Consider the following 21,581-nt stretch of genomic DNA (forward strand, 5'->3'; position numbering starts at 1 on the left):
TGAACGATGGGCCGTATCTCGATCTGCGAGTTGGCGGAATGGCAAGCCGCGGGCCGGGCGTTCTCCCTGCTGGATGTGCGTCGCGAGAGCGTACGGCTTATCGAGGCCAGGGAGATACCCGGGAGCCTGTGGTTCAACCCGGAAGGCGTGTTCAGTTGGAAGGATCAGATACCACGAGACAGGCCTGCAATTCTGTATTGCGCACAAGGACACGAAATCAGCCAGGGCATTGCCGCCACGCTAGCGGCAATGGGGTTGGACGCACGTTACGTGATCGATGGCTTTAGCGGCTGGCTCGGTGCCGGCCAACCCACCCGGAGCCTGACTGATTAGGCAGGAGGTGCCGCATAAAGATAGAGCGAAGCAAGGTTCTGTCTGGTTCAGGCGTCGAAACCTACCGGCACATGAGCGGCCTGCTGAACGGTGTCGACGCCGTGCTGGCGTGAGCAACGGCGGATGTGCAGACTGCTTTATTGAGTAAGAGTTGTTCGATAATCGCACCGATAGTCGATTATCGGATTGTTTGCATCGCCGCACGACGCTACTGTTTTTCCACCCGGCGTAACCCCCGCGCCCCGGATAACAATACGAGAACCACCATGGCTGAACTCCTGACCCTGCGCGAAGCTATCGAGCGTTTCGTCAGCAACGGCGATACCGTTGCGCTTGAAGGCTTCACCCACCTGATTCCGACTGCCGCCTCCCACGAGATCATCCGCCAGGGCAAGCAGGACCTGACCCTGGTGCGCATGACCCCCGACCTGGTCTACGACCTGCTGATCGGTGCCGGCTGCGCGAAGAAGCTGATCTTCTCCTGGGGCGGCAACCCTGGCGTCGGCTCGTTGCACCGCCTGCGCGATGCGGTCGAGAAGGACTGGCCCCATGCACTGGAGATCGAGGAGCACAGCCATGCCGATCTCGCCAACTCCTACATCGCCGGCGCCTCCGGCCTGCCGTTCGCCGTGTTGCGGGCCTATGCCGGCTCCGACTTGCCGAAGGTCAACCCGCTGATCAAATCCGTGACCTGCCCGTTCACTGGCGAAGTGCTGGCGGCCGTGCCGGCGGTACGTCCGGATGTCACCGTGATCCACGCGCAGAAGGCCGACCGCAAAGGCAACGTATTGCTCTGGGGCATCCTCGGCGTGCAGAAGGAAGCGGCCCTGGCGGCCAAGCGCTGCATCGTCACCGTGGAAGAGATCGTCGATGACCTGAATGCGCCGATGAACGCTTGCGTGCTGCCGACCTGGGCGCTGACCGCGGTCTGCCACGTACCGGGCGGCGCGCATCCGTCCTACGCCCACGGCTACTACGAACGGGACAACCGCTTCTATCAAGCCTGGGACCCGATTGCCCGTGACCGCGAAAGCTTCACTGCCTGGATCGACGAATACATCCGTGGCACCGCTGACTTCGCTGCTTTCCAAGCCAAACTCGCGGAGGCCAAGTAATGACCTACTCCACCAATGAAATGATGACCGTGGCCGCCGCCCGCCGCCTGAAGAACGGCGCGGTGTGCTTCGTCGGCATCGGCCTGCCGTCCAAGGCCGCCAACCTCGCGCGCCTGACCTCCTCGCCGGATGTGGTGCTGATCTACGAGTCCGGCCCGATCGGCGCCAAGCCGAGCGTGCTGCCACTGTCCATCGGTGACGGCGAACTGGCCGAAACCGCCGACACCGTGGTGCCGACCGGCGAAATCTTCCGCTACTGGCTGCAAGGCGGGCGCATCGACATGGGCTTCCTCGGTGCGGCCCAGGTCGACAAGTACGGCAACATCAACACCACCGTGATCGGCGATTACCAGCACCCGAAAGTGCGTCTGCCCGGCGCCGGTGGCGCCCCTGAGATCGCCGGTTCGGCCAAGCAGGTGCTGATCATCCTCAAGCAGTCGCACCGCACCTTCGTCGACAAGCTCGCCTTCATCACCTCGGTCGGTCATGGCGAGGGCGGCGACTCGCGCAAACGCCTCGGCCTGCCGGGTGCCGGGCCGGTCGGCATCATCACCGACCTGTGCATCATGGAGCCGGAAGAGGGCAGCAACGAGTTCATCGTCACGTCCTTGCACCCAGGCGTAACCCGTGAGCAGGTGATCGAAGCCACCGGCTGGCAGATCCGCTTCGCCGACGTAGTGGCGGTAAGCGAAGTACCCAGCGAGGTCGAACTGACCGCGTTGCGCGCGCTGGAAGCCCGCACCGCCGCCGCCCACGGACAACTGGGTGGTGAGGAATGAGCCGCGACGTCTTTATCTGCGACGCCGTGCGCACGCCCATCGGCCGCTTCGGCGGTGGCCTTGCCGCGGTGCGTGCCGACGACCTGGCCGCCGTGCCGATCAAGGCGCTGATCGAGCGCAACCCGTCGGTCGACTGGAGCCAGGTCGACGAGGTGCTCATGGGCTGCGCCAACCAGGCCGGCGAGGACAACCGCAATGTGGCGCGCATGGCGTTGCTGCTGGCTGGCCTGCCGGAGAGGATTCCGGGCGTGACCCTCAACCGCCTCTGTGCCTCGGGTATGGATGCGGTCGGCACCGCCTTCCGTGCCATCGCCTGCGGCGAGATGGAGCTGGCCATTGCCGGCGGCGTCGAGTCCATGTCCCGTGCCCCCTATGTGATGGGCAAGGCCGACAGCGCCTTCGCGCGCGGCCAGAAGATCGAAGACACCACCATCGGCTGGCGTTTCGTCAACCCGTTGATGAAGGCCCGGTATGGCGTCGATGCCATGCCGCAGACCGCCGACAACGTCGCCGACGATTACCAGGTCAGCCGCGCGGACCAAGACGCCTTCGCCGTGCGCAGCCAGCAGCGCGCCGGTCGCGCCCAGGCCGAAGGCTTCTTCGCCGAGGAAATCGTCCCGGTGCTGATCAAGGGCAAGAAAGGCGACACCGTCATCGACCAGGACGAACACCTGCGCCCGGATACCACCTTCGAGGCGCTGACCAAACTGAAACCGGTCAACGGCGCGGACAACACCGTCACCGCCGGCAATGCTTCGGGTGTTAATGACGGTGCCGTGGCGCTGATCCTGGCCTCGGCCGACGCGGTGAAGAAACACGGCCTGACGCCGCGGGCGAGAGTGCTCGGCATGGCCAGCGCCGGTGTGGCGCCGCGCGTGATGGGCATCGGCCCGGTGCCGGCGGTGCGCAAGCTGCTGGAACGCCTGAACCTGGCGATCACCGATTTCGACACCATCGAACTCAACGAAGCCTTCGCTGCCCAGGGCCTGGCCGTGACCCGTGAGTTGGGGCTGGCCGATGACAGCGACAAGGTCAACCCCAACGGCGGCGCCATCGCCCTCGGCCACCCATTGGGTGCCAGCGGTGCGCGCCTGATCCAGACCGCCTTGCACCAGTTGGAAAAAACCGGCGGGCGCAAAGGCCTGGCGACCATGTGCGTGGGTGTTGGTCAGGGGCTGGCGCTGGCCATCGAACGGGTTTAAACGGTAGCCCTGGTCTGCGCTTGGCGAGTATCGAATGCGCTTGTAAAACCAATAGCCCGGCCCACGCGCCGGGCTATTGGTTGTGTGAGGCGGGTGGCTAGGATTTGTGCCTAAACAGCGGTTTTCCTCAAGAGGGATGAGTAATGACAGCCTTGGATTGCACCAGCGAAGAACCTAACACGCAGATAGCGGCGAACACGGAATACACCGTCGAAGAGCGTGGCAAGCGGATCTTCGCGATTGTGGGGGCTTCCTCTGGCAACCTGGTCGAATGGTTCGACTTCTATGTGTATGCCTTCTGCGCCATTTACTTCGCTCCGGCGTTCTTTCCCTCCGACGATCCGACGGTGCAGTTGCTCAACACCGCCGGGGTGTTCGCGGCCGGTTTTCTGATGCGACCGATTGGCGGCTGGCTGTTTGGCCGGGTTGCCGACAAGCACGGGCGCAAGAACTCGATGATGATCGCGGTGCTGATGATGTGCTTCGGCTCGCTGGTCATCGCCTGCCTGCCGACCTACGCCTCGATCGGCGCCTGGGCGCCCGCGCTGCTGCTGATGGCGCGGTTGTTCCAGGGCCTGTCGGTCGGTGGCGAATACGGCACCACGGCGACCTATATGAGTGAAGTCGCGTTGCGTGGCCGGCGTGGTTTCTTCGCTTCGTTCCAGTACGTGACCCTGATCGGCGGGCAGCTGCTGGCGGTATTGGTGGTGGTGATCCTGCAGCAAGTGCTAACGGAAGAGGAACTGCGCGCCTGGGGCTGGCGGATTCCCTTCGTCATCGGGGCGATTGCCGCGGTCATTTCGTTGTTTTTGCGGCGCAGCCTGGAAGAAACCACCAGTGCGCAAAGCCGTCAGGACAAAGATGCCGGTAGCATCGCGGCGTTGTTCAAGCATCACAAGGCGGCCTTTATCACCGTGCTCGGCTACACCGCGGGAGGCTCGCTGATTTTTTACACCTTCACCACCTACATGCAGAAATACCTGGTCAACACCGTCGGGATGCATGCCAAGACCGCCAGCTACATCATGACCGCGGCACTGTTCCTGTACATGTGCATGCAGCCGTTGTTCGGCATGCTCTCGGACAAGATCGGCCGGCGTAGCTCGATGCTCTGGTTCGGCGCTCTCGGTAGCCTGTGTACTTTGCCGATCCTGCTGACCTTGAAAACCACCACCAACCCGATCATCGCTTTTGCCCTGATCACCCTGGCGCTGGCGATTATCAGCTTCTACACCTCGATCAGTGGCCTGGTCAAAGCCGAGATGTTTCCGCCACAGGTGCGGGCGTTGGGCGTGGGCCTGGCCTATGCGCTGGCCAATGCGCTCTTTGGTGGTTCGGCGGAATATGTGGCCCTCGGCTTGAAAAGCATCGGTATGGAAAACACGTTCTACTGGTATGTCACTGGCATGATGGCGGTTGCCTTCCTGTTCAGCCTGCGCCTGCCGAAGCAGGCGGCCTACCTGCACAACGATCATTGATCTGTCCGCGCGCGCCTGCTGTGGGCGCTCGCCTTGCAAGGATTTTTTATGCCTGAACGACCGAGCAATCAATTGTTCGATGCCTACTTCACGGCCGGCTCAATGCGCGCGGTGTTTTGCGATCAGGGGCGGCTGCAAGGCATGCTGGACTTCGAGGCGGCCCTGGCGCGAGCCGAGGCATGCCTCGGGGTGATCCCGCAAGCCGCGGTGACGCCCATCACGGCGGCTTGCATGGCGTCGCACTATGACGTCGCGGCCCTCGGCCATGCCATTGTCAGTGCCGGCAACTCGGCGATTCCACTGGTCAAGGCCTTGGGCAAGCGGATTGCAGCCAGCGATGCCGACGCCGAGCGCTATGTACACCTCGGCGCCACCAGCCAGGACGCCATGGACACGGGCCTGGTGCTGCAACTGCGCGCGGCTATCGTCTTGCTGGAGAGCGATCTGGCCAGCCTTGCCGATGCCCTGGCCGTGCAGGCCCAGCGTCACGCCGACACCCCGCTGGCCGGGCGCACCTGGCTGCAACATGCCACGCCCGTGACCCTCGGGATGAAGATCGCCGGCGTGCTGGGCGCCGTCACCCGCCATCGCCAGCGCTTGGTTGAGCTCAAGCCGCGCCTGCTCTGCCTGCAGTTCGGCGGCGCGTCCGGCAGCCTGGCGGCGCTCGGCGACCAGGCTTTTCCGGTGGCCGAAGCCCTGGCGCAGGAGCTGCAACTGACGCTGCCCGAGCAACCCTGGCACACCCAACGCGACCGCCTGGTGGAGTTCGCCAGCTTGTTGGGGATGATCGCCGGCAGCCTGGGCAAACTCGGCCGTGACCTCAGCCTGTTGATGCAGACCGAAGCCGGCGAACTGTTCGAGCCGGCCGCGCCGGGCAAGGGCGGTTCCTCGACCATGCCGCACAAGCGCAACCCGGTCAGCGCGGCGGTACTGATCAGCGCCGCCACCCGTGCGCCGGGCCTCGTCGCGACGATGTTCAGCGCCATGCCGCAGGAGCACGAACGCAGCCTCGGTCTCTGGCATGCCGAGTGGGAAACCCTGCCGGAACTCTGCTGCCTGGTGTCCGGCGCCTTGCAGCAGGCGCTGCTGCTGGTGCCGGGGCTGGAGGTCGATGCCGAACGCATGCGCGCCAACCTCGAACTGACCAAGGGCCTGGTGCTGGCCGAGGCGGTGAGCATCGCCCTGGCCCAGCGCATCGGCCGCGACGCCGCCCACCACCTGATCGAACAATGCTGTCGTCGTGCGGTGCAGCAAGGCGCGCACCTGCGCCAGGTACTTGGCGCGGAGCCACAAGTCAGCGCCGAGCTGTCCGCCGCCGAGCTGGATCGCCTGCTCGATCCGGCCCATTACCTCGGCCAGGCCCGTCGCTGGGTCGAACGCGCCGTGGCTGAACATCACGCTTTCTTGCTTTAGGAGCCGCTCATGCCTGCCGTACAACTCGCCGATGGCGAACTGAATTACCTGCTCGAAGGCCCTGCCGATGCGCCGGTGCTGGTGCTCTCCAACTCCCTGGGTACCGATTTGCATATGTGGGATGGGCAGATTGCCGCTTTCACCCAGCACTTCCGCGTGCTGCGCTACGACACCCGTGGGCATGGTCTGTCGCTGGTGACCGAGGGCCTCTACAGCATCGAGCAGAACGGTCGCGACGTGCTGGCGCTGTTGGATGCGCTGGATATCGCCAAGGCATTTTTCTGCGGCCTGTCGATGGGCGGCTTGATCGGCCAGTGGCTGGCGATCAATGCCCCGCAGCGTTTGCAGCGTGTGGTGCTGTGCAACACCGCGGCGAAAATCGGCAACCCGGACGTGTGGAACCCGCGCATCGAAACCGTATTGCGTGACGGTCAGGCCGCCATGCTCGCACTGCGCAATGCCTCGCTGGCCCGTTGGTTCACGCCCGAGTTTGCCGCTGCCCAGCCGGCCAAGGTCGAGCCGGTGGTCGGTATGCTTGCCGCGACCTCGCCGCAGGGTTATGCCGCCAACTGCGCCGCCGTGCGTGACGCGGATTTCCGTGAGCAGATCGCTACGATTGAGCTACCCGTGCTGGTGGTGTGCGGCACCCAGGATGCGGTGACCACGCCGATCGATGGGCGCTTCATGGTCGAGCGCATCCAGGGTGCCGAGATGGTCGAGTTCCACGCCGCGCACCTGTCCAACGTCGAGGCCGGTGACGCCTTCAGCCAACGCGTGCTGGACTTCCTCACTGCATGATTTCGTGGTGCGCACGGCGCACCCAACCCAGACCCGGAGCCAACGATGGACGAGAAAGAACGTTACGAAGCCGGCATGCAGGTACGCCGTGCGGTACTCGGCGACGCCCATGTGGATCGCAGCCTGAACAGCCTCACGCCATTCAACGGCGAGTTCCAGGAAATGATCACCCGCCACGCCTGGGGCGATATCTGGACCCGCCCCGGCCTGCCGCGCCACACCCGCAGCCTGATCACCATCGCCATGCTGATCGGCATGAACCGCGAGGGCGAATTGAAGCTGCACCTCAAGGCGGCGAAGAACAACGGTGTGACCCGCGATGAAATCAAGGAAGTGCTGATGCAGAGCGCGATCTACTGCGGCATTCCGGCAGCCAACGCCACCTTCCACCTGGCGGAAGAAGTGTGGGACGAGATGGGTGTGGAATCGCTCGACACGCCTTGAAGCCCGCGCCCATCTTGTGTCGGTTGTTTGAAAACGTTGCCCGGACTGCCCGTTCGGGCGGCGTTTTTTAGCTGGCTCGTCATTAAGCGTCACTGGCCGTTCAGCCTGAACGCTCGATGCGTTTAGTGGATTCCCGCCTTCACGGGAATGACGAGGTTGGTGGGATGCACCTTCATCCTGCGAACGCGGAAAGCCAGTGGGCGGGCGCGATGATAGGCACCCGCGCAGCGGTCGCGGTCGTGCGGGCTCTTATTCGTAGGCGTTGGCCCCGGCGATATGGCGGCCGGCGATGTAGCCGAAGGTGGCTGCCGGGCCGAGGTTGATGCCGCCAGCCGGGTAATGACCGCCCATGATGCTGGCCATGTCGCTGCCCACGGCATACAGGCCGGCGATGGCCTGGCCCGCGCCATCGAGCACCTGGGCGTGCGGGTTGGTTTTCAGCCCGGCGAAGGTGCCGAAGCAGCCCGGTTGTACCTTCACCGCGTAGAAGGGGCCCTTGTCGATGGGGGCGACGCAGGGGTTGGGCTGCACGCGGGTATCGCCCTGCTTGCGGTTATAGGGTGTCGAGCCGCGCCCGAACGCCGGGTCTTCGCCATTGCGGGCGTGCTGGTTGAACACACTGAGCGTCGCGGCGAGCCCGGCCGGGTCGATGCCGCAGGCTTCTGCCAGTTCCTCGATGCTATTGCCGCACTTCAGGTAGCCGGAGCGGATGTAAGGCGCCACCGGCAGCGGGAATGGCCGTGAAATGCCCAGGCCATAGCGGCGCTGGAAGCGGCGGCTGCAGATCAGCCAGGAGGCCACTTCCTGGCCGGCCGGCACCGCCTCTACCATCGCGGCGACATAGTCGTAGTAGCCGCCGGCTTCATTGACGAAGCGCTTGCCGTTGGCCAGTACGCCGATGATGCCTGGCTTGCCGCGCTCGATGATGTGCGGGAAATGGCCGACGCTGCCGTCCTTGTAGCGCACCTCGGAGACCGGCGCCCAGGCCACTGGCGAGGCCAGGTCGGTGGCGACCTGAGCGCCGGCGCTTTCCCCCAGGCGCAGGCCGTCGCCGTTCGCGGCCAGCGGCGGCAGGGCCAGGTGCTCGTGGCCGGTTGGCGTGCGCGGGAACAGCGCCTTGCGCCGCTCGATATCGTTGGGGAAACCACCGGCCGCCAGGACCACGGCCTTGCGCGCCCGGATGGCGATTTCGCCCTTGGCAGTGTGGACGATGGCGCCGCGCACCTGAGCGCCTTCGCGCAGCAACGCTGTGGCGGGTGCCGACTCCCAGAGTCGCACGCCAAGATCCTCCGCGGACTTCGCCAGCCGCGCGACCAATGCCACGCCGTTCACCAGGTGCATGGCGCGGCCGTGCAGGGCGAGGTCGAGCAGGTGGCGGCCGAAGCGCCTAGCGACATGGACCGCCGAACGCAACGAGCGGGTGACGCTGAGAAAGGCCGCGAGGTCGGCGCCGGCCATGATCGGCATGCCCAGGAACGAGGTTTCGCGCATGGTCTTGCGCAGCCTGCCGAGCAGCGCGCCGAGCTGGCGGGCGTCATAGGGCGCGGCGATCACCGAGCGGCCGCCTGTACCGGCGCCGGGCGTAGCGCCGTGAATATCGGCGATACCGTTGCCATCGGCGAATTGCAGGGCGGTGTGCCGTTCGAAGAAGGACACCATGTGCGGGGCGGCGTCGAGGAACGCCTCGATCATCGCCGCGTCATAGCGCTCGCCCAGTTCATGCATGAGGTAGGTGCGCGGCAGCTGCGGGTCTTCGACGATGCCGGCGCGCTGCGCCAGCGGATTGCACGGCACCCACATCCAGCCGCCGGACCAGGCCGTGGCGCCGCCGAATACCGGGTCCTTTTCCACCACTATCACGTTCAGCCCATGCCAGGCGGCGGTCACTGCGGCGCAGAGCCCGGCGGCGCCGGAACCGATGACCAGTACGTCGCACTCGACCTGTTGTTCGGGGGTGTCGGCAGTCATCGGTGGAGTCTCCAGTGGAGTATGTGTGGGTATCGCCTGTGCTGATCATAGGGCAGGGTGGCGATGTATTGTTGATTATGGAACCTGGTTCCATATTCTATATTTGGCGAGACGAATCGCCAAGGTCTTCTGTGCCTCAGGGCATGAAAAGGCCATGGCTGAGTGAGTTGTTGCAACACGCTGACCTGGCCAAACTGTCCGCCTGTGCTGTTGGCCGCGCCCCGTGGATTTCCGCGTTCGTGAGGATGACGGCGCAAGGAAAACCTCCCCGTCGTTCCCGCGAAGGCAGGCACCCAATAGCTGGGAACACATGGCAATCCGTGAATTCTGCAGCAAAAAAAGCCCGCCATAAGGGCGGGCAAAAGATCTGGCCAGATGCTGCGATCAGAGCAGCGAGAAGGGGTAGCTGATGATCACGCGGTTTTCGTCGAAGCTGTTGGTGTTGCCCCAGTCGCGGCGCAGGGTCGAGTTGCGCCATTTGAGGGTCAGGCTCTTGAAGGTGCCGGTTGGTACCACGTAGGCCAGTTCGCTTTCGCGGCCCCATTCCTCGCCGTCGGTGACCGCGCCGGTATGCACATTGTCGCCGCTGATGTAGCGGTTCATCAGGGTCAGGCCCGGCACGCCGAGGCCTGCGAAGTTGTAGTCGTGGCGCACTTGCCAGGAGCGTTCCTTGGCGTTGTCGAAGCTGGAGTTGTAGCTGTCGTTGGCCAGGGTGCCGCCGCTGGTGCCGTTGACGCGCATCCAGGCGTTGTCGCCGCTGACTTCCTGCAGGCCGACATAGAAGGCATGGCTGCCGGTCTTGGCCGAGAACAGTCCGGACCAGGTCTGGTTGTCCAGGTCGCCCGCCAGTTGGCTGCCGTCTTCCTTGCCGGTGAAGTAGCCGAGGTTGGCGCCCAGGGTCCAGTCGCCAACCGGTTGGCTGTGCAGCAGGTTGAAGTACTGCTGTTGGTAGATGTCTTCCAGTTCGGCATACCAGGCGCCGACCAGTGTGCGCTTGTCGTTGAAAGCATATTCGCCGCCGCCGAAGTTGAAGCGGTCGGAGGTGAAGGCGCTTTTGCCGTTCATCGACATGTCTTCCATGCTGGCGTCGTTGCGCGGGCTGTTGGCGCGGAACTGGCCGCCGTAGAGCGTCAGGCCGTCGACCTCGGTGGAGGTGACCTGGCCGCCGCGGAAGGTTTGCGGCAGGGAACGGCCATCGTCGGAACGCAGGATCGGCAGCACCGGCATCCACTCGCCGATCTTCAATTCGGTTTTCGAGAACTTCGCTTTGGCCGCGACGCCCAGACGCCCGAAATCGTCGGCCGGCCGGCCATCGTCGTGCACCGGCAGCAATTGCGTACCCGCGGTGCCGCCGCCGCCATCGAGCTTGGCCGACCACATGCCCAGCACATCCACGCCAAAGCCGACGATGCCCGGGGTGTAGCCGGAGCGGGCATCGAGGATAAAGCTCTGGGTCCACTCTTCGGCTTTGTCTTGGTTCGCGTCGCCGACGAAGTTGCGGTTCATGTAGAAGTTACGAGCCAGGACACTGGCGCTGGCGTCTTCGAGAAAGCCCGCTTCCTTGGCCTGGGCGGGCAAGGCGCAGGCGCCTACGGCGGTGGTCAGTGCGGCGAGCAGGAGGTGCGAAGTGGGGCGGTTCGGGTGCGGGACTTTCATGAGCGGGCCTCGGTTTTTGTTTTCGGTTGGCATAAGGAATTCCTTCGCGCTGCAGGCACGAAACGGCGAATGGAATCGGCAGTGGGTGTTTCGGCGTCAGCTCGCGATGTTGGCGGGCTAGTCCTGGGGCGGCTGCGGAGCGTCGATGTCGCTCAGAGCCTTGATGCACGGCCGGGCGACAGGTGCGCAGTAAGAACAGCCGGCGGGCAGCGGAGTCGCTAATAGCCGTTCGGCGAGGAACGCCGAAGCAGTGACGGCGGATGATCTGGGCATCGCAATGAACCTTTCTTGTAGTTTTCGGCGCATCGATGAAGCGTTGTGTCCACGGTTCGCGGGGCGAGCCGGGGCGCTTTCAGTCTGTGACGAATAGTGGAAGCAAGGTGGCGGGCATACAATTCGAGAAATACGTTTGTGTTCGATGATCGAACGAAAACTAACTGTTCCGTACATTTTCAGAGCCGGCCAATTCGCACCGAACTCCAGTTCCAGGTTCCATAGCCGCACGCTTGTCTTCTAGAATCGCCGAAACCCTGTATGGACCCGCACAATGGCCGGTAGTCAAATCGAACGCGCCTTCAGCCTTATTGAAAGCCTCACCTCCGATCCACGTGGGCTGCCGATGCAGACCCTGGCCGATCAGTTGGAGATTCCCAAGAGTGCAACGCACCGCATGCTCGCCGAGCTGATCCGCCTCGGTTATGTGCGCCAGAACCCGGAAAACAGCCGCTATCAGCTGTCCACCAAACTGGTGGCCATGGGCTTCCGCTACCTGGCCAGCAGTGGCGCGGACATCGTTCAGCCGATCCTCGATCGCCTGGCCTTGGAAACCGGTGACCTGGTACGCCTCGGGGTGGTGGATGGCGAGCGCCTGACCTGGATCGCCAAGTCCCAGGGCGCCCGCTCCGGCCTGCGCTACGACCCGGACATGGGCCGCGACGCGCCACTGTTCTATACCGCCTCGGGGCATGCCTGGCTGGCTAGCCTCAGCGATGCCGAGGCCTTGGCGCTGGTCGAGCGCCAGGGCATTGCCGATCCGGCGGAGTTCGGCCCCAATGCCCCACGCTCCAATAGCGAACTGCTCGAACGCCTGCGTCTGGCCCGTGAGCGCGGCTATGCCTGGGTGGTGGAAAGCTCGGCATTGGGCACCTCAGCGCTCGCCGCGGTGGTACGCCACCCACTCGATGGTCACGCCATCGGCGTGCTCAGCGTTGCCGGCCCGAGTGCCCGGCTGCCTGAGGCACGCCGGCCGGAGCTGGCGCTGCAACTGCTGAGTGCGGTGCAGGAGTTGTCGGGGGCCAGCCAGGCGTCCGAGCTCTTCATCTGAGTCATCCGCCAGTCGCGAGGCTGGCATCCCTCTTTTTCTCGACGTTCATCGGCCCGTGCGATGCCTGGAGTGACCAGGCGTCAGGCGGGCTGTTTTTTTTCTTGCGTATATATGGAACTGAGTTCTAAATTATTCAAAGCCAATTATGGAACTTGAGTCTACTTTATTGCTCAGGCCGGCATAACAACCACAAGAGGATTGCCGCTTTGAACCAGCCACTTCGGATCGCCTTGATCGGCGCCGGTATCATGGGTCGCCAGCACTGCCAACACCTGCTGAACGTGCCGCAGGCGCAGCTCTGCGCGGTGGCCGACCCCGGGCCGCAGGCCATGGCGTTTGCCGCCGAGTGCGGGGTGCCGTACTTCGCCGATCACCGCAAGATGCTGGAGCAGGCCCAGGCGCAGGCGGTAATCGTCGCCAACCCCAACGGTCTGCACGTCAGCACTGCGCTGGATTGCCTGACGGCCGGGGTGCCGGTGTTGCTGGAAAAACCCGTGGGCGTGTATCTGGACGAGGTCCGCGAACTGGTGGCCGCCTCCCGCTCCAGCGGCGTGCCGGTGCTGGTCGGTCATCACCGCCGGCACAATCCGCTGATCAGTCGCGCCCATGAGCTGATCGGCAGCGGCACGTTGGGGCGGCTGACCAATGTCACCGCGCTCTGGCAACTGCAGAAGCCGGACAGTTACTTCAACATTCCCTGGCGCCGCGAGCCCGGTGCCGGGATGCTGCTGACCAACCTGATCCACGACCTCGATCTGCTGCGCCATCTCTGCGGTGAGGTGCGCCAGGTGCAGGCCTTCACCAGCAATGCCGTGCGCGGTTTCGGCAACGAGGACAGCGCCGCGGTGCTGCTGCAGTTCGACAATGGCGCCCTCGGCAGCCTGACCGGCTCCGACGCCGTGGCCGCGCCCTGGAGTTGGGAGCTGGATTCCGGCGAGAACCCGGTCTACCCGCGCCAGGCCGATCAGCCCTGCTACTTGCTGGCCGGCACGCGCGGCGCGCTGAGCATCCCGCAGCTCAAGCGCTGGCACTACGCCGAGGACGGTGCCGGCTGGCACCAGCCGTTGTTGTATGAGCAGGAGGTTTTCGTTGCGGATGAGGCGCTGCGCCTGCAATTGCAGCATTTCGTCCAGGTCGCCCGTGGCGAAGTCCAGCCTTTGGTCAGTGCCGCCGATGCCGGGCGCACCCTGGCGCTGATCGAGGCGATTCGCACGGCGGCACAGACCGGCCGCACCTGTTCGCCGGAAAGCATCTGAAGTTTGCTGGGCCCGCGCCACGCTGCGCGGCTCATTCTGCCAACCGCCCAGCGACCCTGTGGCCGCTAAAAAAGTGAATAACATGAGCGAACGTATTTTTTCCCTGGCCGCCCTGACCGTGCTCGAACTGTCGCCCCCCGAGATGGTGGAGGTGGCGGCCCGCGCTGGTTACAGCCACGTTGGCCTACGTCTGGAGCCGGCCACCGCCGAGGAGCAGCATTTCCCGCTGGTGGCCGATGCCGGGCTGCGTCGGCAAACCTTCGAGCGTCTGCGCGATACCGGGCTCAAGGTGCTCGACGTGGAGATCCTGCGCTTGAAAGCGCAGACCCGCGTTGCCGATTTTGAAGCGTTGCTCGCCGTGGGCGCCGAGTGCGGTGCGAGCGAACTGCTGGTCGCCGGCAACGATGCCGATGAGGCGCGGCAGACCGACAATTTCGCGGCCCTGTGCGAGCTGGCCGGCCACTATGGCCTGCATCCGCACCTGGAGTTCATGCCCTGGACCGATGCCCGCAACCTGACCCAGGCCGTGCGCATCGTCGAGAACGCCGGCCAGGCCAATGGCTGCGTGCTGGTCGATGCCTTTCACTTCGACCGTTCCGCCTCGTGCCTCGAAGAGCTGGCTGAGGTGGCGCCATCGCGCCTGCGCTATGCGCAGCTTTGCGACGTGACTGGCCCGCGCCCGGACGACATGGACGAGATCCTGCGCCAGGCGCGCAACGAACGGCGCTTCCCCGGTGATGGCGACTGCGATCTGCTCGGGCTGTTGCGTTGCCTGCCGACCAATATCCCGCTGAGCCTGGAAATTCCCACTCGGCAGTTACTGGAGCAGGGCGTCAGCGCCTTGCAGCGTGCGCAGATGGCGCTGGACAAGACCCGGACGCTGCTGAGTCTACTCTGAGGAAGGGGCGTCGGGTTTCGCAGGCTTAGCGCCAACCTGGTCGCACGGCTGGCCTGATGGTTTTCGCCGTGATTGCAGCGCTTGAATGAGCGACAGGGCGGAGTTCGCCAATGGCTTCGCAGTGCGTTGGTCTGGCTTGAGATGTGGAACGTAGTTCTATATGTTTGTTGTTTAATAGTTAGTCGCCTAACTATTAGCTTGGTTGCTGTTCGCCCTGTCCGATTGCGAGAAACCGATGAGTACGCCGAGTTCGACCCTGTCTGGCGCCAACCAACCGCTCAAGGGCATTTTGCTGCTGGTGCTGGCGACTTTCCTGTTCGCCAGCCATGACGGGCTGTCGAAGTACCTGTCCGGCTTCTACCCGATCGTCATGGTGGTGTGGGCCCGCTACCTGGCGCATACCCTGCTGATGGCGGGGATCTTCCTGCCGCAATCCGGGCTGCGCGTGTTGCGCAGCAAGCGTCCCGGGTTGCAGATGCTCAGGGCCCTGTGCCTGCTGGGTACCAGCCTGCTGTTCACCACCGGGCTGTTGTTCATCCCCCTGGCGGAAGCGACGGCCGTCAACTTCCTCACGCCGCTGCTGGTCACCGCCTTGTCGGTGCCGTTGCTCGGCGAGCAGGTCAGCCGGGGGCAATGGGCGGCGGTGCTGTTGGGGTTCGTCGGCGTGCTGGTGATCGTGCATCCGGGCGGTGAGCTGTTCACGCCGGCGGTGCTGCTGCCGTTCGGCTCGGCATTGTGCTTCAGCTTCTACCAACTGCTTACCCGCAAGCTCAGCGAGGTCGACAGCCCGACCACCAGCAATTTCTTTGCCGGGCTGTTCAATACCCTGGCGATGAGTGCGCTGGTGCCGTTCTTCTGGCAGTTGCCGAGCCTTGGGCATGGTGTGCTGATGGTGGCGCTGGGGGCCTGCGGGATGACCGCGCACCTGTTCCTGACCCAGGCCTTCCGGCACGCCGCGCCGGCCTTGTTGGCGCCGTTCGGTTATTGCCAGATCGTCTTCGCCGGCCTGCTCGGCTTCGTGGTCTTCTCCCATACGCCTGAGCCCGCCACATTGGCCGGGATCGCCCTGATCTGCTGCAGCGGCCTGGCGGCCGCCTGGTTGCAGCAACGCAGCCGCTGAGCCGGTTCAGAGACGAAAGCGCACCACCATGCCTTGCAGGCCACTGGCGAGGCGGGCCAGTTCCTGGCTGGCGCTGGTGACCTGGCTCGAGGCATCGGCGCTCTGCAAGGACAGATCGCGGATATTCAGCAGGTTACGGTCCACCTCGCGGGCGACCTGGGCCTGTTCCTCCGAGGCGCTGGCGATCACCAGATTGCGCTCATGGATCTGCTCCATGGCCTGGGTGATCTCATCCAGGGCCTGGCCGGCGCGTTCGGCAATTTCCAGGGTGCTGGAGACCCGCTGGTTATTGCCCTGCATGGAGCGAACCGCGCCCTCGGTGTCACTCTGCACGCGGGCGATCATCTGTTCGATTTCACGGGTCGACTGCTGGGTGCGGTGGGCCAGGGCGCGCACCTCGTCGGCGACCACGGCAAAGCCGCGTCCGGCCTCGCCGGCACGCGCCGCTTCGATGGCGGCGTTGAGGGCGAGCAGGTTAGTCTGTTCGGCGATGGCGCGGATCACATCGAGCACCTTGCCGATTTCCCGCGACTGTTCGGCCAACTGCTGCACCTGTACCGAGGCACTGCGCACGTCGCTGCTCATCAATTGAATCGAGCCGATGGTTTCCGTCACGCGGGCCTGGCCCTGGGTGGCGGCTTGGGCGGACAGGCGTGTGGCGTCGGAGGTCGAGACCGCATTACGGGCGACTTCCTCGACCGCGACGGTCATCTCGGTGACCGCTGTGGCCGCCTGTTCGATTTCATCGTGCTGCTGTTGCAGTCGGCCGGAACCTTCCTGAGTGCCCTGGCTCATCTGCTCGGCGGCGCTGGCCAATTGCGTGGACGCATCGGCGATCAGCAGCAAGGTGTTACGCAGGCTGGTTTGCATGCTCGCCAGGGCGGTCAGCAGGCGGGCCGCTTCATCGCTGCCGGTCGTCTCGATGTTGGCCGTCAGGTCGCCGTCGGCGACTTGCTCGGCGATTCGTACCGCCTGGCGGATCGGCGTGACGATGCTGCGGGTCAGCAGCCAGGCCAGCAACAGGGTCAACAGGGCGCCCGCCAGCAATGCGCCGAGCACCGTCAGCTTGACGCTGGCGTAGAGCGCGTCGGCATGTTCCGCCGAGCGCGCAACCTCGGCGCTGGTCAGCTTCATCAGCTCGGCGAACTGGTCGCCGGTCTGGGTCGAATAGGCCTGGATCTGGCCGTTGAGCAGCGCGCTCATGTCCTCCAGGCGGTTCTCCCGCGACAGCTGCTCATACTGGTCGAGCGTCTGCCGGTAGCGTTTCACCGTGTCGACGAACACCGTGTATTGCTGGCGGTTGTAATCGCCGACCAGGGGTTCGAACTTGTTCAGGCTGTCTTGTAGCCAGCCTTCCAGCAGGTGCAGGCGGTCGATGGTGGGCGTGAGCACCGCCGGCTCGCGGTTCAGCGCCATGCGCAGGCTGAGCACGCGAATGCTCAGAATGTAGTCGCGGATTTCCCCCAGGTAGCGGGTGCTGGGTAGCGAGACGTTCTCCGTATGCTGGCCGGTAGCGCGTACTTCGGCGACCTGCCTGAGGGCGAACAGGCCTTGCAGAAGCACCAGCAGGGCGATCAGGCCGAAGCTGATCAAGGCACGCATGGCGATGCTCAGATGACGTGGGTTCATGGCCATGCCTCCCTTGTGGGGTTGAACGGATTGCGAAGGAGAAACAAGATAGCGGCGGGGCGGTGAACGGAGGCCTGGAGCCAGGCCTCCGTGGGATGGATCAGTTTTCCAGCTGCGGGATCTTGCGTGGCGCCATGAAGTACAGCCAAGTCAGCGCGATGAAGTACATCGCCGGGATCATGGTGAACAGCAGCGAGTAGTTATTGTTGGTGACGGTCAGCACATAGCCGACGATCTGGGTCATGAACATGCCGCCGATGGCTGCGCACATGCCGCCGAAGCCGAACACGGTGCTCATCATGTACTTGGGCGTGTAGTCCATCACCAGGCTCCAGATGTTCGCGGTCCAGGCCTGGTGGGCACCCACGGCCAGGGCGATGGCCAGTACCGCGACCCACAGGCCGCTGGCGTTGGCGGCGAAGACCACGCTGACGATGGTGCAGGCGAAGATCAGCATCGACACCAGGCGCGCAGTGATGGGGCGCATGCCGCGACCGATCAGCCAGGACGAGAGGACGCCGCCGCCGATGCTGCCGAAGTCGGCGGTCAGCCAGATCAGGATCAGCGGGATGCCCATCTGGGTGACGCTGATGCCCAGGCTGTACTGCTGGTTGAGGAACGGTGGCAGCCAGTACAGGTAGAACCAGAACACTGGCGCGGTGATCGCGTAGGCCAGGGCGAAGGCCCAGGTGCCACGCATGCGCAGGATCTGCGAGAAAGGCACTTTGACCTGCACCGGCTCATCGTCCCGGTTGATGTAGTCCAGTTCGCTCTGTTTGACGCTCGGGTGCTCATCCGGGTTGTAGTATTTCAGCGCCCAGAACACCAGCCAGACAATGCCGAGCAGGGCCATGGCGACGAACGCGGCCTGCCAGCCCCAGGCCGCCAGGATCAACGGCAGCAGGGCCGGGGTCAGCATGGCGCCGACGTTGGTGCCGGCGTTGAAGATGCCGGTGGCCACGGCACGCTCGCCGGCCGGGAACCAGATGCGGGTGGTCTTCACGCAGGCCGGGTAGTTGGCGGCTTCGGTCAGGCCGAGGATGAAGCGGCAGATCATGAAGCCGACCGCCGAGGTGGCCAGGCCGTGAGCGCCAGTGGCGAGGCTCCAGAGCAGCACGGCGAGGAAGAAGGCGCGCTTGACCCCGACCCTGTCGATGAAGCGGCCCTGAAGGATGAAGCCGACCGCGTAGCCGACCTGGAACCAGAAGTTGATGTTGGCGTAGTCCATCGCCGTCCAGCTCATTTCCTTGGCCAGGATCGGCTGCATCACGCCCAGTGCGGCGCGGTCGATGTAGTTCAGGGTGGTGGCGAAGAAGACCAGGGCCAGCATGCCCCAGCGGGTCTTGCCGACTGCCATGGCGCCGCGGATCTTGTCGCCGATCCCGCCTTGGGCGTGGCCCAATTTCGGCGCGACGCTCGTGCTTTGAGATTGAATCATTTCGTATGGCCATCCTTTCAATGACTGGGGAGGCTATCCACCAATCGGGACTTCGACTCGACTCAGGAACCCCTTGATGCTCTGCCGTGCAGGCCCTTGGGCCGAACGGTGTGCGTGTGCCGCCCGTAGGCTGGCGCATGGCGGTGCAGAGGAATCTGGAGGGGCCTGATAACCGGGAACCGTCGCGTCAGGGGCTGCCTGGAGTGCGCCGGCGACCCAACTTATTCAGCGCAGGGGTTCAGCCGCGAACGGAATGGCGGCAGGGCTGCGGTTCGTCGTCGCAGGCAGTGCGACTGGCTACGCTGATGGGGAGTGAAGCGAGAGCAGGCAGGTAGGGCGGTGAGTGCGGACATGAGCATTTACCCGATTCTTGAAATTGTTATGGTGCGACTCTGGGTGGTTATCGCAGAACACCAAGGTGGCCGGTTGGCTGCCTGACACAAAGGTGGATGTCTGCAATGTGCTGCTGATGTTGCGCAGTGATCGAAAAATCGTCAATTCGATAACAGGGCTTTTGTTCGATAATCGAACACAAAACTAACTGGTTCGTACACTTTGCTTTGCTGTACAGAGTTTACGCGCGAATAATCGTTTCACCCTGAACCTTGCCGGATCGTTGCCTGCGATTGTCACCCGCGCGAAGCCAAGTGGCCTGCTGCTGAACATGGGGCGTACCTTGACGTGCCGCTGTTCGCAGCGCCGGCGCCAACAACCAGGACTGGAGCTGAAACATGCAACGTTCGATTGCCACCGTTTCCCTGAGCGGTACCCTGCCGGAAAAACTCGAAGCCATTGCCGCCGCCGGATTCGACGGCGTGGAAATCTTCGAGAACGACCTTCTCTACTACGACGGCAGCCCGCGCGAGATCCGCCAGATGTGCGCCGACCTCGGTATCGCCATCACCCTGTTCCAGCCATTCCGCGATTTCGAAGGCTGCCGCCGCGACCGCCTGCAGCGCAACATCGACCGCGCCGAGCGCAAGTTCGACCTGATGCAGGAACTGGGCACCGACCTGGTGCTGGTCTGCAGCAACGTCGCCGCGGACTCCCTTGGCGATGAGGGCATCCTGGTCGACGACCTGCGCCTGCTGGCCGAGCGTGCCGGCAGCCGCGGCCTGCGGATCGGCTACGAGGCCCTGGCCTGGGGGCGCCACGTGAACACCTGGCAGCAGGTCTGGAAACTGGTGCGGCAGGCCGACCATCCGGCCCTCGGGGTGATCCTCGACAGCTTCCACACCCTGTCGCTGAAGGGCGACCCGCAGGCTATCGCCGAGATCCCCAGCGACAAGATCTTCTTCGTGCAGATGGCCGACGCGCCGATCCTGGCGATGGATGTGCTGGAGTGGAGCCGGCACTTCCGCTGCTTCCCGGGCCAGGGCGAGTTCGATCTGCCGGGCTTCCTCGCGCCGATCATCCGCAGCGGCTATACCGGCCCGCTGTCGCTGGAAATCTTCAACGACGGCTTCCGCGCCGCGCCGCCGCGCAGCAATGCCGCCGACGGCCTGCGCTCGCTGCTCTACCTGGAAGAGAAGACCCGCCTGCTGTTGGAAAAAGACCCGACGCCGGCCCCCAATCTGGACATCCTCTTCGCGCCGCCGCAGGCCAGTCGTTACGAGGGGGTCGAGTTCCTCGAATTCGCCGTCGACGAGGCCCAGGGCGCCAAACTCGCCAATTGGCTGGAGCGCCTGGGCTTCGCCAAAGCCGGGCAGCACCGTTCCAAGGATGTCAGCCTGCTGCGCCAGGGCGACATCAACATCGTCCTCAACGCCGAGCCCTATTCGTTCGCCCACAGCTTCTTCGAGGCCCACGGCCCGTCGCTGTGCGCCACCGCACTGCGGGTCAAGGATGGCGCCGCAGCCCTGGAGCGTGCCCGTGAGTTCAAGGGGCAACCCTACCGCGGCCTGGTCGGGCCCAACGAGCGCGAGCTCAACGCCGTGCGCGCGCCCGACGGCAGTCTGATCTACCTGGTGGACCAGCCCGCCGCCGAAGAAAGCCTCTACGACCGGGACTTCCACCTCGACCCGGCCGCCCGCCAGAGCGGCAGCCTGTTGCGTATCGACCACATGGCAATGGTGCTACCGGCGGACAGCCTCGACAGCTGGGTGCTGTTCTACAAGAGCCTGTTCGATTTCGAAGCCGATGACGAAGTGGTACTGCCCGACCCCTATGGTTTGGTCAAAAGCCGCGCCTTGCGCAGCCGCTGCAACTCAGTGCGCCTGCCGCTGAACGTTTCGGAAAATCGCAACACCGCGATCTCCCACGCGCTGTCCAGTTATCGCGGTTCTGGCGTACACCACATCGCCTTTTCCTGCGATGACCTGTTCGCCGAGATCAATCGCGCCAAGGATGCCGGGGTGCCCTTGTTGGATATCCCGCTGAACTATTACGACGATCTCGCCGCGCGCTTCGACTTCGACGACGAATACCTCAGCGAGCTGGCGTACTACAACGTGCTCTACGACCGCGATGCGCAGGGCGGCGAGCTGTTCCATGTCTACACCGAGCCTTTCGAAGGGCGCTTCTTCTTCGAGCTGTTGCAACGCAAGAATGGCTACGTCGGTTATGGTGCCGCCAACGTCGCGGTGCGCCTGGCGGCCATGGCCAAGTCCCGCAGCGGCGCAGCGCGCCACGCCAAGCTCTGAAGCGCGCCCTCGCACCGTGGAAAGCCTGGGTTCCAGGCTTTCTTCACGCCGCCGCCCAACCCATAATTGCCCGAGTTCATCGAAGGCT

At 64.3% G+C, this 21,581-nt stretch carries 17 protein-coding genes; 13 read left to right on the forward strand and 4 right to left on the reverse strand.

Annotation, left to right across the window (positions count from 1 at the left end; translation table 11 throughout):
• Nucleotides 1–6 precede the first annotated feature (6 nt).
• From AC3IYG_RS03720 to pcaC, 8 genes are all read left to right on the forward strand, one after another.
• Nucleotides 7–333, forward strand: coding sequence for a rhodanese-like domain-containing protein (locus AC3IYG_RS03720; RefSeq protein WP_489312378.1), 327 nt, complete (start codon nt 7–9; stop codon nt 331–333).
• 266 nt (nt 334–599) lie between these two features.
• Nucleotides 600–1,448: a CoA transferase subunit A gene (locus tag AC3IYG_RS03725; protein WP_489312379.1), complete on the forward strand. Its 849-nt coding sequence runs from the start codon at nt 600–602 to the stop codon at nt 1,446–1,448.
• Nucleotides 1,448–2,227, forward strand: a complete 780-nt coding sequence (locus AC3IYG_RS03730; protein WP_489312380.1) for a CoA-transferase subunit beta — start codon at nt 1,448–1,450, stop codon at nt 2,225–2,227. Before AC3IYG_RS03725 ends, AC3IYG_RS03730 begins: the two co-directional genes overlap by 1 nt.
• Nucleotides 2,224–3,429 carry a 3-oxoadipyl-CoA thiolase gene (gene pcaF / locus AC3IYG_RS03735; protein WP_489312381.1) on the forward strand — a complete coding sequence of 402 codons (1,206 nt, stop codon included), beginning with the start codon at nt 2,224–2,226 and terminating at the stop codon, nt 3,427–3,429. The genes AC3IYG_RS03730 and pcaF overlap by 4 nt, the downstream gene beginning before the upstream one ends.
• A gap of 143 nt (nt 3,430–3,572) precedes the next feature.
• Nucleotides 3,573–4,907, forward strand: a complete 1,335-nt coding sequence (locus AC3IYG_RS03740) for an MFS family transporter (protein ID WP_489312383.1) — start codon at nt 3,573–3,575, stop codon at nt 4,905–4,907.
• A 48-nt stretch (nt 4,908–4,955) separates the two neighbouring features.
• Nucleotides 4,956–6,320 (forward strand): 3-carboxy-cis,cis-muconate cycloisomerase, encoded by a 1,365-nt coding sequence (locus AC3IYG_RS03745; RefSeq protein ID WP_489312384.1) that lies wholly within the window; start codon nt 4,956–4,958, stop codon nt 6,318–6,320.
• Nucleotides 6,321–6,329: 9 nt separating this feature from the next.
• Nucleotides 6,330–7,118, forward strand: coding sequence for a 3-oxoadipate enol-lactonase (pcaD, locus tag AC3IYG_RS03750; RefSeq protein WP_489312385.1), 789 nt, complete (start codon nt 6,330–6,332; stop codon nt 7,116–7,118).
• A gap of 45 nt (nt 7,119–7,163) precedes the next feature.
• Nucleotides 7,164–7,562, forward strand: a complete 399-nt coding sequence (gene pcaC / locus AC3IYG_RS03755; RefSeq protein WP_489312387.1) for a 4-carboxymuconolactone decarboxylase — start codon at nt 7,164–7,166, stop codon at nt 7,560–7,562.
• A 249-nt stretch (nt 7,563–7,811) separates the two neighbouring features.
• Here the strand turns inward: pcaC and AC3IYG_RS03760 are convergent, their stop codons facing one another.
• Both AC3IYG_RS03760 and AC3IYG_RS03765 read right to left on the reverse strand, forming a co-directional pair.
• Nucleotides 7,812–9,530: an FAD-dependent oxidoreductase gene (locus AC3IYG_RS03760; RefSeq protein WP_489312388.1), complete on the reverse strand. Its 1,719-nt coding sequence runs from the start codon at nt 9,528–9,530 to the stop codon at nt 7,812–7,814.
• A 384-nt stretch (nt 9,531–9,914) separates the two neighbouring features.
• Nucleotides 9,915–11,186, reverse strand: a complete 1,272-nt coding sequence (locus AC3IYG_RS03765) for an OprD family porin (RefSeq protein WP_489312389.1) — start codon at nt 11,184–11,186, stop codon at nt 9,915–9,917.
• Nucleotides 11,187–11,733: 547 nt separating this feature from the next.
• On the opposite strand from AC3IYG_RS03765, the gene AC3IYG_RS03770 reads away from it, so the two are divergent.
• From AC3IYG_RS03770 to AC3IYG_RS03785, 4 genes are all read left to right on the forward strand, one after another.
• Nucleotides 11,734–12,510, forward strand: coding sequence for an IclR family transcriptional regulator (locus AC3IYG_RS03770; RefSeq protein ID WP_489312390.1), 777 nt, complete (start codon nt 11,734–11,736; stop codon nt 12,508–12,510).
• A 206-nt stretch (nt 12,511–12,716) separates the two neighbouring features.
• On the forward strand, nt 12,717–13,766 hold the full coding sequence (locus AC3IYG_RS03775) for a Gfo/Idh/MocA family protein (RefSeq protein WP_489312391.1): 1,050 nt from the start codon (nt 12,717–12,719) through the stop codon (nt 13,764–13,766).
• A gap of 82 nt (nt 13,767–13,848) precedes the next feature.
• Complete coding sequence (locus AC3IYG_RS03780) at nt 13,849–14,664, forward strand: sugar phosphate isomerase/epimerase family protein (protein ID WP_489312392.1); 816 nt, start codon at nt 13,849–13,851, stop codon at nt 14,662–14,664.
• A 235-nt stretch (nt 14,665–14,899) separates the two neighbouring features.
• A complete protein-coding gene (locus AC3IYG_RS03785) occupies nt 14,900–15,784 on the forward strand; it encodes a DMT family transporter (RefSeq protein WP_489312393.1) in 885 nt (294 codons plus the stop codon).
• 6 nt (nt 15,785–15,790) lie between these two features.
• Here the strand turns inward: AC3IYG_RS03785 and AC3IYG_RS03790 are convergent, their stop codons facing one another.
• Both AC3IYG_RS03790 and AC3IYG_RS03795 read right to left on the reverse strand, forming a co-directional pair.
• Nucleotides 15,791–17,413, reverse strand: a complete 1,623-nt coding sequence (locus AC3IYG_RS03790) for a methyl-accepting chemotaxis protein (RefSeq protein ID WP_489312394.1) — start codon at nt 17,411–17,413, stop codon at nt 15,791–15,793.
• Between the two features lie 100 nt (nt 17,414–17,513).
• The gene (locus AC3IYG_RS03795) at nt 17,514–18,851 is read right to left on the reverse strand and encodes an MFS transporter (protein ID WP_489312395.1); all 1,338 of its coding nucleotides are present in this window, start codon (nt 18,849–18,851) and stop codon (nt 17,514–17,516) included.
• 731 nt (nt 18,852–19,582) lie between these two features.
• Here AC3IYG_RS03795 and quiC point away from each other — a divergent pair.
• Nucleotides 19,583–21,493 (forward strand): 3-dehydroshikimate dehydratase QuiC, encoded by a 1,911-nt coding sequence (gene quiC, locus AC3IYG_RS03800; protein WP_489312396.1) that lies wholly within the window; start codon nt 19,583–19,585, stop codon nt 21,491–21,493.
• The last annotated feature ends 88 nt before the right edge of the window (nt 21,494–21,581 follow it).

Source organism: Pseudomonas sp. KH_027 (assembly GCF_057838565.1).